The following is a 21,709-nucleotide window of genomic DNA, read 5'->3' as shown; positions in this document are numbered from 1 at the left end:
GAAAACGTCGGCGCCCGGCAGGAGCAGCCTGCCGGGCGCCGGTCGGTACGGTTCTACAGCACCTTGGAGAGGAAGGCGCGGGTGCGCTCGTGCCGGGGGTCGGTGAGCACCTCGCGGGGGTTGCCGGACTCGACCACCACGCCGCCGTCCATGAACACCAGCGCGTCGCCGACCTCGCGGGCGAAGCCCATCTCGTGGGTGACGACCACCATGGTCATGCCCTCCTCGGCGAGGCCGCGCATGACGTCGAGGACGTCGCCGACCAGTTCGGGGTCGAGCGCCGAGGTGGGCTCGTCGAACAGCATCAGCTTGGGCTTCATGGCCAGAGCGCGGGCGATCGCGACGCGCTGCTGCTGGCCGCCGGAGAGCTGGGAGGGGTAGTTCTTCGCCTTGTCGGCGAGGCCGACCCGCTCCAGCAGGACCATCGCCCGCTCCCGGGCGGCGGCCTTGCTCTCGCCCTTGACCTGGACCGGCGCCTCCATGACGTTCTCGACGGCCGTCATGTGCGGGAACAGGTTGAAGCGCTGGAAGACCATGCCGATGTCGCGCCGCTTGACGGCGACCTCGCGGTCCTTGAGCTCGTAGAGCTTGTCGCCCTTCTGCTGGTAGCCGACCAGTTCGCCGTCCACCCAGAGGCGTCCGCCGTTGATCTTCTCCAGGTGGTTGATGCACCGCAGGAAGGTCGACTTGCCGGAGCCGGAGGGGCCGATCAGGCAGAACACCTCGCCCTGCTTGACCTCCAGGTCGATGCCCTTGAGCACGTGCACGGAGCCGTAGGACTTGTGGACGCCCTCGGCGCGGACCATCGGCTGTCCGGTGGCGGCGGCCGGGGTCTTGCTCAGGTCGGTCATACGTGACCACCTCCCTCGAGCCCCGGGACGACGTCGGCGCCGGTCTTCGGGGCGGGCTTCCCGGCGAACAGGCCCCGCAGCCGCTGCAACGGGGTGGGCGGGAGGGTCCGGTTGGAGCCGCGGGCGTAGTAGCGCTCGATGTAGTACTGGCCGATGGTCAGCAGCGAGGTGAAGAACAGGTACCAGAGGCTGACCACGATCAGCAGCGGGATGTTCTGGTAGTTCCGGGAGTAGATGACCTGACCGGCCCGGAAGATCTCCTCCAGGGAGATCACGCTGACCAGCGAGGTGGTCTTGAGCATCGAGATGGTCTCGTTGCCGGTCGGCGGGATGATCACCCGCATGGCCTGGGGCAGGACGATCCGGCGCATGGTCTGGAACCGGCTCATGCCGAGCGCGTGGGCGGCCTCGGTCTGGCCCTCGTCCACCGACTGGATGCCGCCGCGGACGATCTCCGCCATGTAGGCGGCCTCGTTGAGGCCGAGGCCCAGCAGGGCGGCGACGAAGGTCGGGATCAGGACGTTGGTGTCCGCGGACCAGAACTCCGGCCCCCACGGGACGCCGATCGACAGCTTGGCCCAGATCAGGCCGAGGAAGTTCCAGAACACCAGCTGCACCAGCACCGGGGTGCCGCGGAAGACCCAGATGTACATCCAGGCGGTGCCGGAGAGCAGCGGGTTCGGGGACAGGCGCATCACGGCGAGGACGATGCCGCCGATCACGCCCATCAGCATGGAGAGGACGGTCAGTTCCAGCGTGACGACCATGCCGTGCACGATGCTGTCGTGGAACAGGTACTGCCCGACGATGTCCCACTTGAAAGCGGGGTTGGTGAAGAGGGCGCTCAGCAGCATCGCCGCGAGCAGGGCGATGACGACGGCGCCCACCCAGCGTCCGGGGTGGCGGACCGGGACGGCCTTGATGGTCTCAGGCCGTCCCTCCTCCGCCTTCCCCTTGTCCAGAGAGTTCACGGTGTGGCCTCGGGGGAGAGATGGAGCAGGCGGACGGTCAGTTCACGGCGCCGTTGACGGTCGACTTGTCGAGGGCGCCGGACTCGACGCCCCACTTGGTGAGGATCTGCTTGTAGGTGCCGTCGTCGATCAGCGACTGGACGGCGCCCTGGATCGCGGGGGTGAGCTTGGAGCCCTTGGCGACGGCGACGCCGTAGGGGGCCACGCCGTAGGTGGAGCCGAGCTTCTCCAGCTGGCCGCCGGCCTGCTTGATCGCGTAGTCGACGACCTGGGAGTCGGCCATCATCGCCTGGTCGCGGCCGGAGACGACGGCGTTGGTGACGTCCGTCTGGAGGTCGAACTTGTCGCCGTCGTTCTGGATGCCCGGCTTCCCGGCCTTGGCGCAGTCCGGGTTGCGGGTGTCCTTGATCTCGTCGGCCTGGGTGGTGCCGGTCTGGACGGCGACCTTCTTGCCGCACAGGTCGGCGGGGTCGACCTTGTCGGGGTTGCCCTTCTTGACCGCGATGGCGCTGCCCGAGTTGAAGTAGGTCACCATGTCGACGATCTGCTCGCGCTCCTTGTTGTCCGTGAAGGACGACATGCCGAGCTGGAACTTGTTCGACTGGATGCCGGGGATGATCGCGGTGAAGCCGGAGTCCTGGACGTCGGCCTTCAGCCCGAGCTTGGCCGCGATGGCGTTGGCCAGGTCCACGTCCATGCCGATGACCTTGCCGCTGTCGTCCTTGAACTCGTCCGGCGCGTACGAGGCGTCCGCGCCGACCACGAGCTTGCCGGAGGACTTGACGTCGGCGGGGACGAGGGCGGCGAGCTTGTCGTCGGCCTTGACCGCGTTGACGGTCGCGGAGGCGTTGGGCGCGCCGCTGCCACCGTCGCTCTTGCTGCTGCTGCAGCCGGTCAGGACGAGGGTGACGGAGGCGGCGACCGCGCCGGCCGCGAGAAGCCGGGTGCGCTGGGTACGCGGGGTCATGAGGGGGATCTCCTCCTGAGGGAGAGGGGCGGGCGGAGCGCGCCGCGGGGGGCGGCACACCGGGCTGGCAGGGCCGTGCGGCGCTGTACGGGTGTATTTCGCTGTACGTCGTCGTACGTGCAGGGCCGGGTGGTGCGATGCCTGCGCGGCAGGGCCGCACAGGTTGCTACGGGGTACTGCTTCCGCCACCCTCCGCCGAGGTGGACGTCGAGCGAACCGCCTCGACCAGTGGCCGGCTCGATCCGAGATGGGGGGAATCCTGCCATCTGTGGACGGTCAGATGGCCCTCATCCAGATCAAAATCGGATAACGAGGGCCCGGGCTGTCCGCTATTCGGACTTATTCCGTGTTCCTGTCACCCCGTGCATAAGTATGCAGATCCCTCCGCCCGGTGCCCGGAGGCCCGCCGCCCCGGCGCGGATGCCGCCGTCGGCCACGGCGCAGGGGCGTGCGGCCGCCACGGTGACGCGCGGGTGTACGCGGAATGGCGGACACGCGATCCGGCCATCCCGCCCTGCCGGGCCCGGCGGCGGGTGTGTCAGAATTCGGTACCGGGTGACCCCCGAACGCTCGAACCAGACCGACGAGCCCCGACAGGCTCGGGGTGTCCGGGAACGGAAGTCATCACGTGGCTCCGTATCCGGGACGCCGACTCCCCAGCGCGTCTGCGTTCACTCCTGCGGGTGCGCGTGCCGCCATCACCGTTGCCGCCGCCGGAGCCCGGCGCTTCCGACGCCGGGCCCCAATGAGGCGACAGCTCGGCGATGAACTGCACGTGACGAGGACGAAAAGGCATAGGTGCGATGCCTTGGTCCGTCCTACGCTCGGCCCGGAAGCACTACGCGGACCAACAAGACCCATAAAACCCTCATCCGAGGGCGCCGCCCGACGGCAGCGCCCCGACCCAGCCCCCCGGGTCCGCTTCGGCGTACCCGGTTTCCGGTTTCCGGACGGGTCGTCCTGTCCGTCGGTCGCGCACCCTCGCCAGATCAATGACGAAGAGGTCATCGTGGCAGCGGAGATCATCAGCAGCACCCAGGACACCGTCGATCCGGTCGACGCCGTTTTCGCGCTCCACCGCGGCGGCAAGATGGAGATCCGGGCGACCGTCCCGGTGCGCGACGCGGACGACCTGTCCCTCGCCTACACGCCCGGTGTCGCCCGCGTCTGCACGGCCATCGCCGAGCAGCCGGAGCTGGTCAACGACTACACCTGGAAGTCCAACACCGTCGCCGTGGTCACCGACGGCACCGCCGTGCTGGGCCTCGGCGACATCGGCCCGGAGGCCTCCCTGCCCGTGATGGAGGGCAAGGCCATCCTGTTCAAGCAGTTCGGCGGCGTGGACGCGGTGCCGATCGCGCTCGCCTGCACCGAGGTCGACGAGATCGTCGAGACCGTGGTGCGGCTGGCGCCCTCCTTCGGCGGCGTCAACCTGGAGGACATCTCCGCCCCCCGCTGCTTCGAGATCGAGCGCCGGCTCCAGGAGGCCGTGGACATCCCGGTCTTCCACGACGACCAGCACGGCACCGCGATCGTCACCACCGCCGCCCTGTGGAACGCGGCCAAGGTGACCGGCCGTGAGATCGGCTCGCTGCGGGCCGTCATCTCCGGCGCCGGCGCGGCCGGCATCGCCATCGCCAAGATGCTGGTGGCGGCGGGCATCGGCGACGTCGCGGTCTGCGACCGCAAGGGCGTGGTGTACGACGGCCGCGGCGACCTCACCGACGTCAAGGCCGAGATCGCCGAACTGACCAACCGGACCGGCCTCAGGGGCACCCTGGCCGACGCGCTGGCCGGCGCCGACGTGTTCATCGGCGTCTCCGGCGGCACCGTGCCGGAGGAGGTCGTCGCGACCATGGCCGCGGGCGCGTTCATCTTCGCGATGGCCAACCCCACCCCGGAGATCCACCCCGAGGTCGCGCACAAGTACGCGGCGGTCGTCGCCACCGGGCGCAGCGACTTCCCGAACCAGATCAACAACGTGCTGGCCTTCCCCGGCATCTTCGCCGGCGCCCTCCAGGTGCGGGCCAGCCGGATCACCGAGGGCATGAAGCTGGCCGCCGCCAAGGCGCTGGCCGGTGTCGTCGCCGACGAGCTGACGCCGCAGAAGGTCATCCCCTCGCCGTTCGACGAGCGGGTCGCCCCGGCGGTCACCAAGGCCGTCGCCGAGGCCGCCCGGGCCGAGGGCGTGGCCCGGATCTGACGATCCGGGCGCCGCTGCCGGGCAGGCCCGGAGCGAGCGGCGCCGCCGACACGGCCGGGGCCGGGACACGCGTCACACCCGCGCGTGGTTCCCGGCCCCGGCCGGCGCGGCTATCGTCCGCAGCATGTTTGCTGCCTACGCCGCACGTATCGACGCCGATGACCCGCTCGGCGGACTGGAGTTGGGTGAACTCCCCGAGCCGCAGGCCCGCCCCGGATGGAGCGTGGTCACGGTCAGGGCCGCCAGCCTCAACCACCACGACCTGTGGTCGCTGCGCGGGGTCGGCCTGCCCGCCGGACGGCTGCCGATGATCCTCGGCTGCGACGCCGCCGGTGTCGACGAGCACGGCAACGAGGTCGTCCTCCACTCGGTGATCGGCCAGAGCGGCCACGGGGTGGGCCCGGACGAACCCCGGTCCATCCTGACCGAGCGCTACCAGGGGACCTTCGCCCAGCAGGTGGCCGTGCCGACCTGGAACCTGCTGCCCAAGCCCGCCGAACTCAGCTTCGAAGAGGCCGCCTGCCTGCCCACGGCCTGGCTGACGGCCTACCGGATGCTGTTCACCAACGCCGGGGTCAAGCCCGGCGACACCGTCCTGGTGCAGGGCGCGGGCGGCGGCGTGGCGACCGCGCTGATCGTCCTCGGCAAGGCCGCCGGGCTGCGGGTCTGGGTCACCGGCCGGGACGAGGCCAAGCGCCGCCGGGCGGTCGAGCTCGGCGCCGACGCCGCCTTCGAGAGCGGCGCCCGGCTGCCCGCCCGGGTGGACGCGGTGATGGAGACGGTCGGCGCCGCGACCTGGGCGCACTCGGTGAAGGCGCTGCGCCCGGGCGGCACCGTGGTCATCTCCGGTGCCACCTCCGGCCCCAACCCGAGCGCCACCGAGCTGAACCGGATCTTCTTCCTGGAGCTCAAGGTGGTCGGCTCGACGATGGGGACCAAGGAGGAACTGGCCGGGCTGCTCTCGCTGTGCGCGACCAGCGGCGTCCGGCCGGTGATCGACTCGGTGCTGCCGCTGGCCGAGGCCCGGGACGGCTTCGCGCGGCTCGCCAAGGGCGACGTCTTCGGCAAGATCGTGCTGACGCCGTGACGCCGTGACGCCGTGACGCCGTGACGCCGTGACGCCGTGACGCCGTGACGCCGTGACGCCGTGACGTCTTGTGGTCCTGGCGTCGTCCGGCCCCGACGCCGGTGCGGCCCTGACGCGGACCGGCCCGGCACGCTCCGCGGAGCGTGCCGGGCCGGTGGTGGTCCGGCGGCCTGCCGGTCAGCCGAGCAGGCGCTTCAGCCGCTCGCCGGCCGAGCCCAGCACCGAGCGGGCCTCGGCCAGCTTGTCGCCGCTCACGCCGCCGTCCCGGGCCGCGTCGCGGACCTGGTCGCGGAAGCGGTCGAGCAGCCGCTCCAGTTCGCGGGCCGGGTCGCCGTCCGGGTCGGTCCGCGCCCACGGCGGCAGGTCGGCCGGGGCGGTCGGCGTGGTCGGCTCGTCCTTGTCCAGGTCGATCTGGGTGACGGTGACCTCCTCGGCCGGCCCGTCGGCCGGATGGCCCCAGCGGGCCGCGTCGGCCAGCCCGGACAGGCCCTTGGTCAGCTCGGCCAGGCCCTCGGCCAGGCCGGTCGGCCAGTCGCCCTTCGCGGCGTGTTCGCGCACCTGCTGCTCGACCCGGCGCTTGATCCGCAGCGCCTCCTGCTGCGCGGCCGTCCGCGAGGCCTTGGCCTGCTCGCGCAGCCGGTGGGCCTCCTCCTCGGCGGCCTTCGCCTTGGCCTTGGCGGCCTTCTCCTGCTCCCGGGCGCGCTTGGCCTGGTCCTTGGCCTGCCGCTTGAACTGGGCGAACTCCTCCTTGGCGCGCTGCCAGGACTCGTTGTCGCCCCACGGGCCGGACCACGGGTCCCCGCCCTCGGCGCGGTCCGGCCGGGGGGCCTGCCGGGCGGCCTGCCACAGCTCCTCGCGCAGGTCCTTGGCGCTGTCCCGGACGTCCTCGCGGATCGCCCCGGCGAGCTGCGCCACGGAGTCGTGGATCTCCACTTCCAGGTCGTCCAACTCGCCCTGTCGGGCTTCCAGTTCGGCGCGCCCGGCGTCGGTCAGCCGGTAGACCTTGCGGCCGCCCTCGGTGCTGTGGGTGACCAGGCCCTCCTGCTCCAGCTTGGCGAGCCGGGGGTAGACCGTCCCGGCGGAGGGTGCGTACAGGCCCTGGAAGCGCTCCTCCAGCAGGCGGATCACCTCGTAGCCGTGCCGCGGGGCCTCGTCGAGCAGCTTCAGCAGGTAGAGCCGGAGCCGGCCGTGGCCGAACACGGGCGTCATCTCACGCCTCCTTGGTGAGGTCGGGCTTGCCGAGTCCGGCCGGGAGCTCCTTGACGACCACCGGCGTCTCGTCCTCGGGGTCGGGGCGGCGCAGCACGGTGACGCCGCCGGAGACGGTGGTCACGGCGAGGCTGCCCCGGCCGTCGCCGAGCTGGCCGGACAGGCGTTTGGCGCCCCAGCTGCCGCTGAGCTTGAGGCCGTCGAAGGTGCTGGAGATGTCGCCGCTGGTGGAGCCGGCCTCGACCTTGGCGTCGGCCAGCGAGGGGATCCGGATGACGACCGGGCCGCTGACGGTGGTGACCTTGATGTCGGCCGGGTTGGCGACGTCGAGGTCCAGGGTGACGGCGCCGGTGACGGCGTTGGCCTGGATCCGGTCGGCGGTGCCGGCGACGACGGTGAGCTGGCCGGAGACGGTGTTGACCTTGAGCTGGCCGGCCACCGACTGGGCGTCGACGTCGCCGGTGACGGTGTTGGCCTCGGTGCGGCCGGTCAGGCCGACCAGGGTGGCGTCGCCGCTGGCGCTCTGCACCGAGACGTGCCCGGTGATCCCGGAGACGGTGGCGCCGGCCGAGACGGTGCCGACCTTGACCTCGGCGTCGGCCGGGACGGTCAGGGTGACGCCGGCGACGCGCTTGCGCTTGAAGGAACTGAAGAAGCCCTTGACCGCGTCGACCGACTTGAGCCGGTCGCCGAACTCGCCCCAGCTGTTGATGTCCTTGTAGGTGACCGTCAGGACGCCGTCCACCAGGGTCACGTGCAGCGGCTCGCCCTGGAGCTCGGTGACCTCCAGGCGGGCCGGGCCCTCGGCCGCCACCACGTTCACCGTGCCCTCGATGATCCGCACGTGCAGCGCCCGGACCGCCTCGTCGATGGTGATCCTCTCGGGACCCTCGACCGTCCACTGGCTCATCTCTGCCGCCTCCCGTTGCCGATCGCGATGTATCGCGTTCTCTTTTAAAGACGATATATCGCGTGACGCGCAAGTCAAGCGTGCCGTCCCGGATCCCGCCCCTGAGCCGGCCCGGAGCCGCCCCCGAAGCGCCCCCTACGGGCGGGCGCGGATGCGTGAGGGGCCCGGCAGGCGATCGCCTGCCGGGCCCCTCGTCAGCGGTTCAGTGCGACGGCACCGCACCGGTCACTCGTCGTCCTCGTCGTCGAGCCGGGCCAGCCAGGTGGCCAGCCGCTCGACCGGGATCTCGAAGTCCGGGTTGAGGTCGACGAACTCGCGCAGTCGCTCGGCCAGCCACTCGAAGGTGACCTCCTCGTCGCCGCGCCGGTTCTGCAGCTCCTCGATGCCGCGGTCGGTGAAGTACACGGGTTCACTCCGGTCCGGTGGGGATTGACCTGGTCAGGATAGTCGGGGACGCCCGCGGCCCCCGTCTCCCAGGGGAGGACGGGGGCCGCGGGCGTCGGTGCTCCAGCGCCTCGGGGCGTCAGGGCCTCAGAGCGAGTAGACCTCTTCGATCAGCGCCTGCTGCTCGGCGGCGTGCCGCTTGGCCGAGCCGACCGCCGGGGACGAGGCCGTCGTGCGGGCGACGCGGCGCAGCCGCGAGCCGTTGGCGCTGCGGCCGACGACGACCTGGAGGTGGTCGACCAGGTTCATCGCGATGAACGGCCAGGCGCCCTGGTTGTCCGGCTCCTCCTGCGCCCAGACGAACTGGACGTCGTCGCCGTAGCGGGCGAGCTCCTCCTGGAGCTCGGCCACCGGCAGCGGGTAGAGCCGCTCGACCCGGACGATCGCGGTGTCGGTGACGCCGCGCTCGGTGCGGGCCGCCGCCAGGTCGTAGTAGAACTTGCCGGCGGTGATGACGACCTTGCGCACCTGCGCCGGGTCGACGGTGTTGTCACCGATGACCGGGCGGAAGGAGCCGGACAGGAACTCCTCGGTCGCACTCGCCGCGGCCTTGAGACGCAGCATCGACTTCGGGGTGAAGACGACCAGCGGCTTGTGGTGCGGGTTGTGCGCCTGCCAGCGCAGCAGGTGGAAGTAGTTCGACGGCAGGGTCGGCATGGCGACCGTCATGTTGTTCTGCGCGCACAGCTGCAGGAAGCGCTCCGGGCGGGCGGACGAGTGGTCCGGGCCCTGGCCCTCGTAGCCGTGCGGCAGCAGCAGGGTGACGCCCGAGTGCTGGCCCCACTTCTGCTCGGCGGAGGCGATGTACTCGTCCACCACGGTCTGCGCGCCGTTGACGAAGTCGCCGAACTGCGCCTCCCACATGACCAGCGAGTTCGGGCGGGTCAGCGAGTAGCCGTACTCGAAGCCCATCGCCGCGTACTCCGACAGCAGGCTGTCGTAGACGGTGTAGCGGGCCTGGTCCTCGGTGAGGTACTGCAGCGGGGTGTAGTCCTCGCCGGTGTTGCGGTCGATCAGGACGGCGTGCCGCTGGCCGAAGGTGCCGCGGCGGCTGTCCTGGCCGGCCAGGCGGACCGGGTGGCCCTCCATGAGCAGCGAGCCGATGGCGAGGGTCTCGCCCGTCGCCCAGTCGATGGTGTTGTCCTCGACGGAGGCGGCGCGGCGCTGGAGCTGCGGCAGCAGGCGCGGGTGGACGGTCAGCCAGTCCGGCAGGTTGACCTGCGAGGCGGCGATCCGCTTGACCATCTCCTGGGAGATGCCGGTCTGGATGTTGACCGGGAAGTCGGCGACCGGCTTGCCGGCGGTGGCCGGGGCGGGGGTCTGGGCGGCGTCGCGGACCTCGGCGAAGACCTTCTCCAGCTGGCCCTGGAAGTCCTGGAGCGCCTGCTCCGCCTCTTCCATGGTGATGTCGCCGCGACCGATCAGGCCCTCGGTGTACAGCTTGCGCACCGAGCGCTTCTTGTCGATCAGGTCGTACATCAGCGGCTGGGTGAACGACGGGTTGTCGGCCTCGTTGTGACCGCGGCGGCGGTAGCAGATGAGGTCGATCACGACGTCCTTGTGGAACGCCTGGCGGAACTCGAAGGCGAGCCGCGCGACGCGGACCACGGCCTCCGGGTCGTCGCCGTTGACGTGGAAGATCGGGGCCTCGATCATCCGGGCCACGTCGGTGCAGTACATCGAGGAGCGCGAGGACGCCGGGGCGGCGGTGAAGCCGACCTGGTTGTTGACCACCAGGTGGATCGTGCCGCCGGTGCGGTAGCCGCGCAGCTGCGACATGTTCAGGGTCTCCGCGACGACGCCCTGGCCGGCGAAGGCCGCGTCGCCGTGGATCTGGATCGGCAGCACCGGGAAGGTGGTGCCGCCCTGGTCCAGGATGTCCTGCTTGGCGCGGGCGATGCCCTCGACGACCGGGTCGACCGTCTCCAGGTGGGAGGGGTTCGCGGCGAGCGAGACCTTGATGGTCTCGCCGTCCAGGCCGGTGAAGGTGCCCTCGGAGCCGAGGTGGTACTTCACGTCGCCGGAGCCGTGCATCGACTTCGGGTCGAGGTTGCCCTCGAACTCGCCGAAGATCTTGCCGTACGGCTTGCCGACGATGTTGGCCAGCACGTTCAGGCGGCCGCGGTGGGCCATGCCGATGACGGCCTCGTCGAGGCGGTGCTCGGCGGCGGCGTCGATGGTGGCGTCCAGCAGCGGGATGAGCGACTCGCCGCCCTCCAGCGAGAAGCGCTTCTGCCCGACGTACTTGGTCTGCAGGAACGTCTCGAAGGCCTCGGCCGAGTTCAGCCGGCGCAGGATGCGCAGCTGCTCCTCGCGTTCGGGCTTGGAGTACGGCTTCTCCAGGCGCTCCTGCAGCCACTTGCGCTGCTTCGGGTCCTGGATGTGCATGTACTCGACGCCGACGGTGCGGCAGTACGTGTTGCGCAGCAGGCCGAGGATGTCGCGGAGCTTCATCATCTTCTGGCCGCCGAAACCGCCGACCGCGAACTCGCGCTCCAGGTCCCACAGGGTGAGGCCGTGGGTGGTGACGTCCAGGTCGGGGTGCTTGCGCTGCTTGTACTCCAGCGGGTCGGTGTCGGCCATCAGGTGGCCGCGCACGCGGTACGCGTGGATCAGCTCCATGACGCGGGCGGTCTTGTTGACCTCGTCGTCGTGGGTGGTGGCGACGTCGGTGGCCCAGCGGACCGGCTCGTACGGGATCCGCAGCGACTCGAAGATCTCGTCGTAGAACCCCTTCTCGCCGAGGAGGAGGCGGTGGATCTCGCGCAGGAACTCGCCGGACGCCGCGCCCTGGATGACGCGGTGGTCGTAGGTCGAGGTCAGCGTCATGATCTTGGAGACGCCCAGGCGGGACAGGGTCTCCGGGGCGGAGCCCTGGAACTCGGCCGGGTACTCCATGGCGCCGACGCCGACGATGGTGCCCTGGTTCTGCATCAGGCGCGGCACGGAGTGCACGGTGCCGATGCCGCCGGGGTTGGTCAGCGAGACCGTGACGCCGGTGAAGTCGTCCATGGTCAGCTTGTTGGCGCGGGCCCGGCGGACGATGTCCTCGTAGGCCTGCCAGAAGCCGAAGAAGTCGAGGGTCTCGGCCTTCTTGATGGCCGCGACGACGAGCTGGCGGTCGCCGTTCGGCTTGACCAGGTCGATGGCCAGGCCGAGGTTGACGTGCTCGGGCTTGACCAGGAAGGCCTTGCCGTTCTCCACCTTGTAGCTGTAGTTCATGCCCGGGGCGGCCTTGATGGCCTGGACCAGGGCGTAGCCGATCAGGTGGGTGAAGGAGACCTTGCCGCCGCGGGCGCGCTGCAGGTGGTTGTTGATGACGATGCGGTTGTCGATCAACAGCTTCGCGGGCACCGCGCGGACCGAGGTCGCGGTCGGCACCTCCAGCGAGGCGTCCATGTTGGTGGCGACGGCCTTGGCCGGGCCGCGCAGCTGGATCAGCTCGGGGCCGGCGGGCGCGTCCGCCGCGGCGGCGGCCGGAGCGGCCGGGGCCGGGGCGGCGGCCTTGGGGGCCGGGGCCGGGGGCGCGACGGGAGCTGCGGCGAGCGGCGCGGGGGCCGGCGCCGGAGCGGCCGGGGCGGCCGGTGCGGCGGGGGCGGTCGCGGCCGGAGCAGCAGCAGCGGGCGCGGGGGCAGCGGCAGGGGTCGGCGTGGGGCCGGCCTGGGTCGCGGCCTGGGTCACTGGGGTCACCTCGGTACCGGGCTTGTAGTCGGCGAAAAAGTCCCACCAGGCTCGGTCGACCGAGTTCGGGTCCTGGAGGTACTGCTGGTAGATCTCATCGACGAGCCACTCATTGGGACCGAAGCCAGTGGAGCTAGCCGAGCTATTGGGGGTTTCAGGGGACTGTGGCGACACGGCGGCAACCGCCCTCTTCCGCTTCCTTTTGGGATGTTTGGACAGCGGGGATTAAGGCTACGCCCCTGACCAGTGATCGCGCAGTCCCCGGGCCCCAGGCGTCGCCCAGATCACAGTCCTGACCTGCAGTTTGGCTGAAAATGTGCGTTAGAAAGCCGTATCTGAGGGGAACCGACCGCCTCCATCCATAGGGCATATCCGGACAAAACCGGACAAAGCCCCATGGGGATCATCCAATGATCTTCGTGTACGTCTGTGTCGCTTCTGTGACACATCCGACCCTCAGCGCTGCCCCGGCAGCCGGACCTCGATCCGGCAGCCGCGCGGCGACTCGGCGACCGCGATCCGACCGCCGTGCAGGTCCACCGCCCAGCGGGCGATGGCCAGGCCGAGGCCGGTGCCGCCGTCCGAGCCGGGCCCCTGGGCGGTCGCGGTGCCGCTGCGGCTGAACCGCTCGAACACCCGGCCGCGGTCGGCCGGCGGGATGCCCGGGCCCTCGTCCTCGACCTCCAGCAGCAGGCCGCCGGGCCCGCCGTCGGGCCGCGCGCGCACCGTCACGGTGCCGCCGGGCGGGGAGTGCTTGCAGGCGTTGTCGACCAGGTTGGCGACCACCTGGTGGAGCCGTTCCGGGTCCGCCACGCCGGTCAGGCCGGTCGGGCTGACCTCCAGCGCCAGCCGGACGTCGCCGCGCCGGGAGAACGCCCCGCCGGCCGTCGCGCCGTCCACGGTGACCCCGCGCAGCACGCCGTCCAGGAACTCGCGCACCTCGAAGGGGCGGGCGTCCAGGTCGACCACGCCGTCGTCGATCTTGGAGAGGTCCAGCAGGTGGGTGACCAGGCGGCCGAGCCGCTCGGTCTGCTCCAGGGCGGCCCCCAGGGTCGCCGGATTGGGCTGGACGACGCCGTCCACCACGTTCTCCAGCACGGCGCGCAGCGCGGCGATGGGCGTACGCAGCTCGTGCGAGACGTTGGCGACCAGCTCGCGGCGGTGCCGGTCGGCGGCCCCCAGGTCGGCGGCCATCTGGTTGAAGGTGGTCGCCAGTTCGCCGATCTCGTCGCGCGAGTTCACCTCGACCCGGCGGCTGTAGTCGCCGGAGGCCATCGCGCGGGCGGCGGCCGTCATCTCGCGCAGGGGGGCGGTCAGCCCGTGCGCGAGGAACTGCATGAAGAGCAGCGAGGCGATCATGGAGAAGACCATGATGATCCGGATCTGGGTCTCGGACCGGATCGCCACGACCACCATGCCGGTGGCCAGGAAGACGGAGACGATCACCAGCAGGGCGAGCTTGCCCTTGATCGAGCGGACCGGGTCGAGCGGCCGGATGTCGGCCCAGACCCGGCGGGCGGCGCGGGCGGCCAGCGTCTGCGACCGCGTGCCGCCGGTGTCCCCGTTGCGTTGCTGTGGAAAGGTCATTGGTCCCCTGTGATCCCCGCGTACGTCCCCCGCGTGGTGCGCGGCAGTTCGGGACACGGGCCCCCCGGAGGCCCGTCGCCCGAGGCTCGCCGCTAGGAGAGCGGGGCCTCCAGCGCGTACCCGACGCCGTGGACGGTACGGATCCAGCTCGCGCCGATCTTGCGGCGCAGCGCCTTGACGTGGCTGTCCACGGTGCGGGTGCCGGACGCGTCCGTCCAGTCCCAGACCTCGGCCAGCAGCTGCTCGCGGGTCAGCACGGCGCGCGGCTGCGCGGCCAGGCAGGCGAGCAGGTCGAACTCGGTGGGCGTCAGGTGGACGTCGCCCGAGGCGAGCCGGACCCGGCGCTGCACGTGGTCGATCTCCAGCTCGCCGAAGCGCAGCGAGCCGAGCGCGGGCGTGCGGGCCGCCTGCTGGGCGCGCTCGACGCGGCGCAGCAGCACGTTGACCCGGGCGGCCAGTTCGCGCATCGAGAACGGTTTGGTCATGTAGTCGTCGGCGCCCACGCCGAGGCCGACCAGCAGGTCCGTCTCGTCGTCGCGCGCGGTCAGCATCAGCACCGGCACCGGGCGCTGCGCCTGGATCCGGCGGCACACCTCAAGGCCGTCGAAGCCGGGCAGCATGATGTCGAGGACCACCAGGTCCGGCTGCCAGGTGTGGAAGCCGTCGACCGCGCCCGGCCCGTCGTGGGCCACGGCGACCTTGAAGCCCTCCGCGCCCAGCCGGGCCGCGATCGACTCCGCGATCGTCGGTTCGTCCTCCACCACCAGCACTCTGCGTTGGCTGCTCACCGTGCCGCCGCTGTGGTTGTTGTCCTGCTGAAGTTCTGTCACGGTCACGCCACCGCCCCCAGGGCTGCGGGCCGGCCACCTGTGGGGATGGCGGGCTCCGCTCGTAGTCTTGTTCCGTCGTGGACTGTGCCGGGTCCGCCGTCCCGTCGTGCGTGCGGGTCGGCGGGCGGATTGTCGCCCGCCCACTTCTCCCGCGCACTTCGCAGCGTACGGACAGCGGATGCCTCCCGGCAGGTGGACCGGACGTTTCCGGCCCGTGGGCCGGCCGTCGGGCCGCCCTCGGAGCCCACTGCACGAGTGGGCACGGGCCGATACCTTACCCGGCGATTTTTCTCTGCGTAACGGTACGTATGCAGTCGAGTTGACGCCAAGTCGCCGGTCAGAGCCCCTGTCGGCGCGCTCACCGGAAGAAGGTCTGGACCAATATCAGGAATCCGGTCGACCGGTTTCCTGACGGTCTTCACCGGCTTTTCTCAGATGCCTCTCAGAACCTCGACGTAACGTGGCCACGACAACGCCCCGCAGGGCGGGATCCGCGGCGCGCGCCGGTACGTTGGGCACCTGGGTGAGGGGCCGGTGGCTGCCGGCGTGGAGCGGAGGGCGGCATGGCTGGACTGCGGCGAGGTGCCGGACGGGTCGGGGCGTCGACCGCCGGCCCGCCGTACGGGATGCTCCGGCACGGTCTGCGCACCGGCGTCGTCGAGTGGCTGCTGGCGCGGGTGCCGACACCCCGGCGGAACCCCTTCACCCTCGGCTACCTCGCCGTGGTGGGCGCCACCACGACCTTTGCCAAACTCGCCGATCCGGAACTCGTGCAGCGGCTGCAGGAGGCCTCCAGTTCCGACGGCCACAACCTCCTGCAGCACCCCCTGCGCGCGCTGGTGCTCAGCGGCTTCTGGGTGGCCGGCGAGGTGTGGATGCCGTACCTGTGGGGATTCGCCGTCACCCTCGCGCCGCTGGAGCGCCGGATCGGCCCCGCCCGGGCGGCGGCGGTCTTCGCGATCGGGCACGTCACGGCCACGCTGCTGTCCCAGGGTGTGGTGATCACCGCGGTGGAGACCGGGCGGATGGAGGCCGGGGCGCTGGACTACCTGGACATCGGCGTCAGTTACGGCGTGCTCACCTGCCTGGGCGCGGTGGCCGGGCTGCTGCCGTGGCGCGGGCGGCTGGTCGCGCTCGGCGGCGCCGGGCTGCTGATCGCCGAGCAGATCCTCACCGAGCGGGACCTGGTCACCGCCGTGGGACACCCGGCCGCGGTGCTCACCGGGGTGGCGCTGTGGCGCTGGCTGCGCCGGGCCCAGGCCCGCCGGCCGCGGCCGAAGCCGCGGACGCGCCGGGTCGAGGCGCCGGCCGCGGGCTCCTCGCCCGCGCCGGGCGGCGCTCCGGTCCTGGACGTGCGCTGACCCTTCCGGGCGCCGCCCCCGGACGCTTTTGACGGCACTTCCCGCGCCCTTCCCCTGCTCGCTCCACACCCCCTCCTGTTCGCTCACGGCGAACACCGCCCCGGGAACATCCGGCGCGCGCCAGGCCTTAGTCAGGTCGACTCAACTTCACTGACTGGGGAGAGATCATGGCATCGACGTCCACACCGCTCACCCTGCCCGTGCTGCCGCTCGACGACGAGGTCGTCCTGCCGGGCATGGTCGTCCCGCTGGACCTCAAGGACACCGAGGTGCGCGCCGCGGTCGAGGCCGCCCGCGCGGCGGCCACCGGCACCGGCAAGCCGCAGGTCCTGCTGGTCCCGCGGGTGGACGGCTCGTACGCGGCGGTCGGCACCCTGGCCACCGTCGAGCAGGTGGGCCGGCTGGCCGACGGGGAGCCGGCCGCGCTGGTGCGCGCCGTGCGCCGGGTCCGCATCGGGGCCGGCACCACCGGCCCCGGCGCCGCCCTCTGGGTGGAGACCACGCCCTTCCGGGAGTCCGCGGTGGACACCCCGGTGGCCGGCCGGGCCGCCGAGCTGGTCAAGGAGTACAAGGCGCTGTCCACCCAGTGGCTGCGCAGGCGCGGCGCCTGGCAGATCGTCGACCGGGTGGCCCAGATCGAGGGCGTCGGCGAGCTCGCCGACAACATCGGCTACGCGCCCTTCGCCACCGCCGAGCAGAAGCTCAAGGTGCTGCTGGAGGCCGACCAGGTCGCCCGCCTGGAGTACGCGCTGACCCTGCTGCGCGACCACCTCGCCGAGGAGGAGGTCAACGACACCATCCGCAAGGACGTCGAGGAGGGCGTGGCCAAGCAGCAGAAGGAGTTCCTGCTCCGCCGTCAGTTGGAGGCCGTCCGCAAGGAACTGGCCGAGCTCAACGGCGACCCGACCGACGAGGAGGGCGACTACCGCGCCCGGGTCGAGGCCGCCGACCTGCCCGAGAAGGTCCGCGACGCGGCCCTCAAGGAGGTCGACAAGCTGGAGCGGGCCTCCGAGCAGTCCCCCGAGGGCCCCTGGATCCGCACCTGGCTGGACACCGTCCTGGAGCTGCCCTGGAGCGAGCGCACCGAGGACGCGTACGACATCGCCGGCGCCCGCGCGGTGCTGGACGCCGACCACGCCGGCCTGGCCGACGTGAAGGACCGCATCGTCGAGTACCTCGCGGTGCGCAAGCGCCGGGCCGACCAGGGGCTCGGGCTGGTCGGCGGCCGGCGCGGCGGCGCGGTGCTGGCGCTGGTCGGCCCGCCCGGCGTCGGCAAGACCTCGCTCGGCGAGTCGGTGGCCCGCGCCATGGGCCGCACCTTCGTGCGGGTCGCGCTCGGCGGCGTCCGGGACGAGGCCGAGATCCGCGGCCACCGGCGCACCTACGTCGGCGCGCAGCCCGGCCGGCTCGTGCGGGCGATCAAGGAGGCCGGCTCGATGAACCCGGTCGTCCTGCTCGACGAGATCGACAAGGTCGGCTCCGACTACCGGGGCGACCCGGCCGCCGCCCTGCTGGAGGTGCTGGACCCGGCGCAGAACCACACCTTCCGGGACCACTACCTGGAGGTCGAGCTCGACCTCTCGGACGTCGTCTTCCTCGCCACCGCCAACGTGCTGGAGGCCATCCCCGAGCCGCTGCTCGACCGGATGGAGCTCGTCCGCCTCGACGGCTACACCGAGGACGAGAAGGTCGTCATCGCCCGCGACCACCTGCTCCCGCGCCAGCGCGAGAAGGCCGGACTCGGCGGCGACCAGGTGAGCGTCGACGAGGCGGCGCTGCGCCGGCTGGCCGGGGAGTACACCCGGGAGGCCGGCGTGCGGAACCTGGAGCGCTCGATCGCCCGGGTGCTGCGCAGGATCGCCGCCCAGGCCGAACTCGGCGAGCGCGAACTGCCCGCCGCGATCGGCCCGGACGACCTGCGCGCCCTGATCGGCCGGCCCCACCACGTGCCGGAGGCCGCCCAGGCGCCGGCCGAGCGGCGCACCGCCGTCCCCGGCGTGGCCACCGGCCTCGCCGTGACCGGCGCCGGCGGCGACGTCCTCTACATCGAGGCCTCGCTCGCCGACGCCGAGACCGGCGGCACCGGACTCACCCTCACCGGGCAACTGGGCGACGTGATGAAGGAGTCCGCGCACATCGCGCTCTCCTACCTGCGCTCGCGCGGCGCCGAACTGGAGCTGCCGGTCACCTCGCTGCGCGACCGCGGCGTGCACCTGCACGTCCCCGCCGGGGCCGTCCCCAAGGACGGGCCGAGCGCCGGCATCACCATGACCACGGCGCTCGCCTCGCTGCTGTCCGGCCGCAAGGTGCGCACCGACCTGGCGATGACCGGCGAGGTGTCGCTGACCGGGCGGGTGCTGCCGATCGGCGGGGTGAAGCAGAAGCTGCTCGCCGCCGACCGGGCCGGCGTCACCACGGTGATCATCCCCAAGCGCAACGAGGCCGACCTGGACGACGTCCCGGCCGAGGTGCTGGAGCGGCTCACCGTCCACCCGGTGGCGGACGTGCGGGAGGTGCTGGAGCTGGCCCTGGAGCCGGCCAAGGTCCTGGCCGCGGCGGCCTGACCGGGCCGCGCCGGGTCGACGGGAGGACCGGCGGGAGCATCGACGGGAGGACGGCGTCTGCGCGTGCCACACTGCGGAGATGCCGTCCCCCACGCAGCGCGCCCTGGCCCGGGTGCCGGCCCGGCTGCGTCCGTTCCTGGTGCGGCACCGCAGGCTGGTGAAGTTCCTGCTGGTCGGCGGCGCCTGCTTCACCCTCACCCTGGTCATCGACTTCGAGCTGAAGTTCACCGTGCTGGAGCACAAGCCGGTGGTCGCGCTGACGGTCGCGACGGTGATCTCGACCGTCGTCTCCTACGTGCTCAACCGCCGCTGGGCCTTCCGGACGGCCGGGCACCCGCGCGAGGCACTGCTGTTCTTCCTGGTCAGCGCCATGGCGATCGCCGTCAACGACCTGCCGCTGGCACTCTCCCGCTACGCCCTGGACCTGCGCGAGCCGTACGTCGGCCCGTTCGTCCAGGAGACCGCGGACTTCCTCAGCGGGATGGTCGTCGGCACCTTCGCCGCGATGCTGTTCCGCTTCTGGGCGATGCAGCGGTGGGTCTTCACCCGGCCCGCCGAACGGGCGCACCCGAGGTACGAACCCGGTTACGCTGCACCCGAGATGCCACGGGATGCGCCATAAGGCCGTGAGGTGAGGGTTATGCGCGGGGAACCGGACGCGGTTCGGAGCGGGCCCGCCAGCCAGCAGGGGATGCGCCGGGCCAACCTGGCCCTGGTGCTCGGGGTGATCGCGCGCGCCCCGCGCTCCCGGGCCGAGGTGGCTGCCGAGACCGGGCTGACCAGGGCCGCCGTCTCCTCGCTCGCCGAGCAGCTGATCGCCGGCGGCCTGGTCGTCGAGGAGGGCCCGGCCACGCCCAGCGGCAAGGTCGGCCGCCCCGGCACCGCGCTCGGGCTCAACCCGCTCGGGCCCGGCGGCCTCGGCGCCGAGATCGGCGTGGAGCACCTCGGCGCCTGCGTGGTCGACCTGAGCGGCGAGGTCCGGACCTGGCGCCGCCGCGAGGTCCGCAACCGGGGCCGCCGGCCCGCCGCGGTCATGGCCGACCTCGCCGAACTGCTGCACGCGGCCGTCGCCGAGTCGGGCCTGCGCCCGGCGGGGCTGACCCTGGCCGTCCCCGGGCTGGTCGGCACCTCCGGCGGGGTGCTCCAGCGGGCCGCCAACCTGGGCTGGCGGGACGTCCCGCTGGCGGCCGAGCTGCGCCCGGCGCTGCGCGCGGCCGGCGCGGCCGAACTGGCCGAGCTGCCGGTCGAGGCGGACAACGAGGCCAACCTGGGCGGGCTGGCCGAACGGTGGCTGGGCGGCGGCCCGGAGGACTTCCTGTACGTCTCGGCCGAGGCCGGTGTCGGCGCGGCGATCGTGGTCGGCGGGCGGCTGCTGCGCGGGGCGCGCGGCTACGCGGGCGAGTTCGGCCACGTACCGGTCCACCCGGACGGCCACCGCTGCGCCTGCGGCGCGCACGGCTGCCTGGAGCAGTACGCGGGAGAGGCGGCCGTGCTGCGGGCGGCCGGGCCGGCGGGCGCGCGGGGCGACTGGGTGACGCTGCTCGCCGGGCGGGCCGGGGCCGGGGACGGGCCGGCCCTCGCGGTGCTGGCCGGGGCCGGTTCGGCGCTGGGCATCGCGGCCGCCGGGGCGGTCAACCTGCTGGACCCGGCCGAGGTGGTGCTGGGCGGCGGCTACGCCCGGCTGGCGCCCTGGCTGCTGCCGGCGATGCGGGCCGAGCTGGCCGCCCGGGTGACGGTGCGGCCCTGGTCGGACGAGCGGCTGACGGTGTCCCGGCTGGGCCGGCGCGGGCCGCTGTTGGGCGCCGCGGTGGGCGTGGTGCGGGCGGTCGTCGCGGACCCGGGCCGGCTCGCCTGCGGCTGACCTCCCGGCCCCGGACGCACCCGAGCCCCCGGCCGGGCGGCCGGGGGCTCGGGGTGGGCAACGCGGGGGGTCAGGCCTCGGAGGACGCCTCGGCGGCGACGATCTCGCGGCCGCCGGAGCGCGGGCCGCGCAGCACGGCCAGGTAGGCAACGCCGATGCCGACCAGCGCCCAGACCACCAGGACCACGATCGGCATGGCCAGGTTGGTGGAGCCGAAGTAGGCGATCGACTTGGTGGCACTGGTCCCGGCGCCGTTCGGGATCAGCGAGCCGATGGCCCGCCAGAACGGCGGCATCATCGGTGCCGGGTAGACGCCGCCGGCGCTCGGGTTGCCCAGCACCACGAAGATCAGCACCGCGACGCCGATGCCGATGACGTCGAACAGGCACTGCAACGCCATGGTGAACGCGCCGACCGTGAACACCACCAGGGCGCCGATGCCGGTCAGGGCCAGGATCGAGCCGGGCAGCGCGTCCAGCACCGGTCCGGCGATGATCGTGCCGCCGAGGCCGGCGCCGACCGAGTACAGCGCCAGCACGCCGAGGCGGATCAGCAGGCGGTGGACGTTGGCGGGCTTGGAGCCGGCGCTGATGCCGAGGATCGAGGCGACCAGGTAGCCGCCGACGCACCAGCCGATGACCAGGTAGAACGCGGAGAGGCCGTTGGTGTCGCCCTTGGCGAGCGGCACGACGTCCTCGACCTTGACGGTGCGGCCCTGGGACTTGTCCAGCGCGGTGGTGATGGACTCGGCGGCCTTGGCGGCGGAGGTGCCGCGGGCGCCGCCGACCAGCAGGGTGTCCTCGGTGCCGGTCGGGTTCACGACCAGCGCGGCGTAGATCTTCTGGTCCTTGATCTGCTGGGTGGCCGTCTCGGCGTCCGGGGCGGTGACGGCCTTGACGGCGTCGTCCGGCACGGATTCCAGCCCCTGGACCAGCTTGGGGGTGACCTGCGGCGGGGCGACCACCGCGATCGACAGCTCGTGCGGGGCCGGGTGGTGCAGCGCCCCGACGTACGAGGTGATGAAGCCGAGCTGCAGCAGCAGCACGCCGATCACGAGCAGTGCCGCACGCGGTGTGACCGCGCCCTTCAGTTCAGCGACGAAACCCTGCCCCGGGGCGGCCATCCACATCTCCTTGTGTATTGGGGGAAAACGGATACTTCATACCATGAACTAGTTGGCTTG

16 protein-coding genes are annotated in these 21,709 nt (G+C 72.2%); 6 read left to right on the top strand and 10 right to left on the bottom strand.

Going from position 1 to position 21,709, the window contains the following annotated elements; all coding sequences use genetic code 11:
• Positions 1-53: 53 nt before the first annotated feature.
• Genes OG556_RS12760 through OG556_RS12750 form a run of 3 tightly spaced genes read right to left on the bottom strand, consistent with a single transcriptional unit; the run spans position 54 to position 2,789 of the window.
• Positions 54-851 (bottom strand): amino acid ABC transporter ATP-binding protein, encoded by a 798-nt coding sequence (locus OG556_RS12760; RefSeq protein ID WP_363588850.1) that lies wholly within the window; start codon positions 849-851, stop codon positions 54-56.
• Positions 848-1,822, bottom strand: coding sequence for an amino acid ABC transporter permease (locus tag OG556_RS12755; RefSeq protein ID WP_350879646.1), 975 nt, complete (start codon positions 1,820-1,822; stop codon positions 848-850). The genes OG556_RS12760 and OG556_RS12755 overlap by 4 nt, the downstream gene beginning before the upstream one ends.
• A 37-nt stretch (positions 1,823-1,859) precedes the next feature.
• Positions 1,860-2,789, bottom strand: a complete 930-nt coding sequence (locus OG556_RS12750) for an ABC transporter substrate-binding protein (protein ID WP_371517164.1) — start codon at positions 2,787-2,789, stop codon at positions 1,860-1,862.
• A gap of 1,009 nt (positions 2,790-3,798) precedes the next feature.
• On the opposite strand from OG556_RS12750, the gene OG556_RS12745 reads away from it, so the two are divergent.
• Both OG556_RS12745 and OG556_RS12740 read left to right on the top strand, forming a co-directional pair.
• The gene (locus OG556_RS12745) at positions 3,799-4,992 is read left to right on the top strand and encodes an NADP-dependent malic enzyme (RefSeq protein WP_363588855.1); all 1,194 of its coding nucleotides are present in this window, start codon (positions 3,799-3,801) and stop codon (positions 4,990-4,992) included.
• Positions 4,993-5,116: 124 nt separating this feature from the next.
• Positions 5,117-6,079: a zinc-binding dehydrogenase gene (locus OG556_RS12740; protein WP_371517163.1), complete on the top strand. Its 963-nt coding sequence runs from the start codon at positions 5,117-5,119 to the stop codon at positions 6,077-6,079.
• 177 nt (positions 6,080-6,256) lie between these two features.
• Here OG556_RS12740 and OG556_RS12735 read toward each other — a convergent pair whose 3' ends face one another.
• The 6 genes from OG556_RS12735 to OG556_RS12710 all read right to left on the bottom strand — a co-directional run bounded on the left by OG556_RS12735 (position 6,257) and on the right by OG556_RS12710 (position 14,740).
• Entirely contained in the window at positions 6,257-7,288 is a 1,032-nt protein-coding gene (locus OG556_RS12735) for a PadR family transcriptional regulator (protein WP_371517162.1), read from the bottom strand.
• Position 7,289: 1 nt separating this feature from the next.
• The gene (locus OG556_RS12730) at positions 7,290-8,198 is read right to left on the bottom strand and encodes a DUF4097 domain-containing protein (protein WP_371517161.1); all 909 of its coding nucleotides are present in this window, start codon (positions 8,196-8,198) and stop codon (positions 7,290-7,292) included.
• Positions 8,199-8,423: 225 nt separating this feature from the next.
• Complete coding sequence (locus OG556_RS12725) at positions 8,424-8,603, bottom strand: DUF6104 family protein (RefSeq protein WP_063347844.1); 180 nt, start codon at positions 8,601-8,603, stop codon at positions 8,424-8,426.
• Positions 8,604-8,729: 126 nt separating this feature from the next.
• A complete protein-coding gene (locus OG556_RS12720) occupies positions 8,730-12,497 on the bottom strand; it encodes a multifunctional oxoglutarate decarboxylase/oxoglutarate dehydrogenase thiamine pyrophosphate-binding subunit/dihydrolipoyllysine-residue succinyltransferase subunit (protein ID WP_371517160.1) in 3,768 nt (1,255 codons plus the stop codon).
• A 282-nt stretch (positions 12,498-12,779) separates the two neighbouring features.
• Entirely contained in the window at positions 12,780-13,910 is a 1,131-nt protein-coding gene (locus OG556_RS12715; RefSeq protein WP_063347842.1) for a cell wall metabolism sensor histidine kinase WalK, read from the bottom strand.
• 92 nt (positions 13,911-14,002) lie between these two features.
• Complete coding sequence (locus OG556_RS12710; RefSeq protein WP_063351140.1) at positions 14,003-14,740, bottom strand: response regulator transcription factor; 738 nt, start codon at positions 14,738-14,740, stop codon at positions 14,003-14,005.
• A 563-nt stretch (positions 14,741-15,303) separates the two neighbouring features.
• Here OG556_RS12710 and OG556_RS12705 point away from each other — a divergent pair.
• From OG556_RS12705 to OG556_RS12690, 4 genes are all read left to right on the top strand, one after another.
• Positions 15,304-16,101, top strand: a complete 798-nt coding sequence (locus OG556_RS12705) for a rhomboid-like protein (RefSeq protein ID WP_371517159.1) — start codon at positions 15,304-15,306, stop codon at positions 16,099-16,101.
• A gap of 167 nt (positions 16,102-16,268) precedes the next feature.
• On the top strand, positions 16,269-18,665 hold the full coding sequence (lon, locus tag OG556_RS12700; protein ID WP_371517158.1) for an endopeptidase La: 2,397 nt from the start codon (positions 16,269-16,271) through the stop codon (positions 18,663-18,665).
• A gap of 79 nt (positions 18,666-18,744) precedes the next feature.
• Complete coding sequence (locus OG556_RS12695) at positions 18,745-19,287, top strand: GtrA family protein (protein WP_371517157.1); 543 nt, start codon at positions 18,745-18,747, stop codon at positions 19,285-19,287.
• Between the two features lie 18 nt (positions 19,288-19,305).
• Positions 19,306-20,526 (top strand): ROK family protein, encoded by a 1,221-nt coding sequence (locus tag OG556_RS12690; RefSeq protein ID WP_371517156.1) that lies wholly within the window; start codon positions 19,306-19,308, stop codon positions 20,524-20,526.
• A gap of 70 nt (positions 20,527-20,596) precedes the next feature.
• Here the strand turns inward: OG556_RS12690 and OG556_RS12685 are convergent, their stop codons facing one another.
• Positions 20,597-21,649, bottom strand: a complete 1,053-nt coding sequence (locus OG556_RS12685; protein WP_371517155.1) for an ABC transporter permease — start codon at positions 21,647-21,649, stop codon at positions 20,597-20,599.
• Between the last annotated feature and the right edge of the window lie 60 nt (positions 21,650-21,709).

The organism is Kitasatospora sp. NBC_01300 (genome assembly GCF_041435235.1).
Taxonomy (GTDB): domain Bacteria; phylum Actinomycetota; class Actinomycetes; order Streptomycetales; family Streptomycetaceae; genus Kitasatospora.
Note: the sequence above shows the minus strand (reverse complement) of the source record. Positions and strands in the feature narration are given on the sequence as shown.

Bases quoted from the DNA above. Each gene is read 5' to 3' on its own strand.
- OG556_RS12760 (WP_363588850.1), bottom strand. From the start codon at position 851: ATGACCGACCTGAGCAAGACCCCGGCCGCCGCCACCGGACAGCCGATG.
- OG556_RS12750 (WP_371517164.1), bottom strand. From the start codon at position 2,789: ATGACCCCGCGTACCCAGCGCACCCGGCTTCTCGCGGCCGGCGCGGTC.
- OG556_RS12740 (WP_371517163.1), top strand. From the start codon at position 5,117: ATGTTTGCTGCCTACGCCGCACGTATCGACGCCGATGACCCGCTCGGC.
- OG556_RS12735 (WP_371517162.1), bottom strand. From the start codon at position 7,288: ATGACGCCCGTGTTCGGCCACGGCCGGCTCCGGCTCTACCTGCTGAAG.
- OG556_RS12730 (WP_371517161.1), bottom strand. From the start codon at position 8,198: ATGAGCCAGTGGACGGTCGAGGGTCCCGAGAGGATCACCATCGACGAG.
- OG556_RS12715 (WP_063347842.1), bottom strand. From the start codon at position 13,910: ATGACCTTTCCACAGCAACGCAACGGGGACACCGGCGGCACGCGGTCG.
- OG556_RS12705 (WP_371517159.1), top strand. From the start codon at position 15,304: ATGGCTGGACTGCGGCGAGGTGCCGGACGGGTCGGGGCGTCGACCGCC.
- lon (WP_371517158.1), top strand. From the start codon at position 16,269: ATGGCATCGACGTCCACACCGCTCACCCTGCCCGTGCTGCCGCTCGAC.
- OG556_RS12695 (WP_371517157.1), top strand. From the start codon at position 18,745: ATGCCGTCCCCCACGCAGCGCGCCCTGGCCCGGGTGCCGGCCCGGCTG.
- OG556_RS12690 (WP_371517156.1), top strand. From the start codon at position 19,306: ATGCGCGGGGAACCGGACGCGGTTCGGAGCGGGCCCGCCAGCCAGCAG.
- OG556_RS12685 (WP_371517155.1), bottom strand. From the start codon at position 21,649: ATGGCCGCCCCGGGGCAGGGTTTCGTCGCTGAACTGAAGGGCGCGGTC.